Source organism: Fundidesulfovibrio sp. (assembly GCF_058402725.1).
Window position 1 is genome coordinate 1 of the sequence record NZ_JBZVFJ010000287.1, and the last position, 2207, is coordinate 2207.

Annotated in this window: 3 protein-coding genes; 2 read left to right on the forward strand and 1 reads right to left on the reverse strand. The window is 67.2% G+C overall.

Annotated elements, in window-relative coordinates; translation table 11 throughout:
- Positions 1-85: 85 nt before the first annotated feature.
- Entirely contained in the window at positions 86-826 is a 741-nt protein-coding gene (locus ACV4UX_RS18775) for a TlyA family RNA methyltransferase (RefSeq protein WP_491594807.1), read from the reverse strand.
- A 130-nt stretch (positions 827-956) separates the two neighbouring features.
- On the opposite strand from ACV4UX_RS18775, the gene ACV4UX_RS18780 reads away from it, so the two are divergent.
- Positions 957-1379, forward strand: coding sequence for a hypothetical protein (locus ACV4UX_RS18780; RefSeq protein WP_491594808.1), 423 nt, complete (start codon positions 957-959; stop codon positions 1377-1379).
- Between the two features lie 88 nt (positions 1380-1467).
- Positions 1468-1866, forward strand: coding sequence for a hypothetical protein (locus ACV4UX_RS18785; protein ID WP_491594809.1), 399 nt, complete (start codon positions 1468-1470; stop codon positions 1864-1866).
- Positions 1867-2207: the final 341 nt, after the last annotated feature.

Sequence of the window (2207 nt, forward strand, 5' to 3'; positions counted from 1 at the left end):
CCTGAAGCTCGCCCTCATCTCCCTGGCCCCGGTGGGCAAGACCGTGGTGGACTCCTCCGACGTGCGCGTGATGCAGTGAGCGCCCTCAACGCAAGAGCAGCAGATACTCCTGATTGCCCTTGGGCCCCTTGACCCCGGCCGGGACCACCCCGGCCGGCTCCAGCCCCATCTCGCGCGCCGCGCCCTCCACCAGTTGCACGGCCAGCTGCCGCAACGACTCGTCGCGCACCACGCCCTTGTCGGTCTGGCCGGGGCCCAGTTCGAACTGCGGCTTGACCAGGGCCACTATGAAGCCCCCCGGCCCGAGGAACCCCTTCACCGCCGGGAGCACCTTGGTGAGCGAGATGAAGGACACGTCGATCACCGCCAGGTCCACAGGTTCTGGAATCAGGTCCGGCGCGGCCAGCCGGAAATTGACGCCCTCAAGCGATACCACGCGGGGATCGGCGCGCAGCTTCTCGTGGAGCTGGCACTTGCCCACGTCCACGGCGTAGACCTTGGCCGCTCCGTGCTGGAGCAGACAATCGGTGAAGCCCCCCGTGGAGGCCCCCACGTCCAGGGCCGTGCGGCCCGTCACGTCCAGGCGGAAGTGTTCCAGCGCGGAGAGGAGCTTGTAGGCCCCCCGGCTCACGAAGCGCTCAGGCGCGGCCAGCGAGAGCGCGGCCGAGGCCGGAAGCATCCGCCCGGGCTTGTCCAGGCGCTCGGGGCGTCCGTTCACGTCCAGGTAGACCTGGCCCGCCATCACGAGGCGCTTGGCGCGCTCGCGACTCTCGGCCAGGCCCTGGTCCACCAGGAGCTGGTCGGCGCGTATCTTGGGGTTGGCCATGCGTGTTGCCTGCGGCGGGCGCGTGGTTTACAGGGCGTTCCATGCCGACGACACGTCGCCCCAGGGCGTCCCGACCGAGGGGGCATACGGCGGAGCGCGCCGCGCGTCAACGCTCCCGGGAGCAACTCCCGTGAGCCCTACCGTCCACGCCGTGCAGGGAGCGCTGAGCGCCGCCATCCTCTACCCCTTCATGGGCGACGACGCCTTCCTCTTCGGGCTCACCGTGTTCTTCATCGACCTGGACCACCTGATCCCCTTCGTGCGCGACTGCCGCAGCCTCGACCCCAAACGCTTCTTCGCATACCACCGCGCCGTGCCGGGCCTCCCGAACTACCTGTCCATCTCCTGGTTCCACACCGTCGAGTTCCTGCTGCTGCTCTGGGCGCTGGGGTTCTGGCGTCACGAATTCTGGGTGATGCTCGCGGCCTGCCTCTTCCACATCCTCTTCGACGTCATCAAGGCCGTTCACATGGGCAAACCGTTCCTGCGGGCGTACTCCTTCGTGGAATACGCCATCCGCCGCAAGGGGAAACAGACCAGCCACACGGCATGAATCCCGAAACGACCGGACACGCCGAACAACAAACGCCTACTTGACATATCTAAAAGGATGATCGATACACTCCGCGCAGGAGGCCCCCATGACACTCTTCGCGCGCCTGATCGCCCTGGCGATCATCCTTTGCCTGGCAACTCCCTGCCTGGGACAACGCGGACCTGGCGGCGTGTCCAACAGGTCCGGCTCCACCATCTATCGCAACGACGGAACCACCTACAACCGCACCGGCAACTCCACCTACGGCAACAACGGAACCAGCTACAACCGCAACGGCAACTCCACATACGGCAACGACGGCTCCGTCTACAACCGCAACGGCAGTTCCACCTACGGCAACAGGGGGACCACCTACAACCGCGTGGGCGACACATGGTACGGCAGCGACGGCTCCGTGACCAACAAGGTGGGAGACAGCGCCTACACCCGGGGAGGCAAAGGCGCGCCGCCTCCCCCCGTGTTCGAGGGCGGAAAGTCGCGCTAGCCCCAGCCCCGGCGCACGACCCGACACGGCGGGAGTCGCGCCGGGTGATGCGGCAATGCGTCCGGTGGAAAGCCTCCGGCGGGCAAAGAGGGCTCCGCCCTCTCAGCACTCTCCCGCCGGAGGTCTCTTCCCTGCTTGCAGCGGAGCGACCCCGCCAACGCAAAGGGGCGGCCGAAGCCGCCCCGTGTGCGTGCGAGGTGTGCGGGACCGCGTCTATTTGCCCGCGAGTCCCAGCCGGGCCACCACTTTCTCGGCGGCGGCCACGGTGTATTGCTCGGGGGTGAGGCGGTCCTTTTCGTCGGCGGTGATCACGAGTTCGGGCTTGTTCACCAGGGACTTGT

Coding starts and splice junctions, on each gene's coding strand:
- ACV4UX_RS18775 (WP_491594807.1), bottom strand. CDS start 826: ATGGCCAACCCCAAGATACGCGCCGACCAGCTCCTGGTGGACCAGGGC.
- ACV4UX_RS18785 (WP_491594809.1), top strand. CDS start 1,468: ATGACACTCTTCGCGCGCCTGATCGCCCTGGCGATCATCCTTTGCCTG.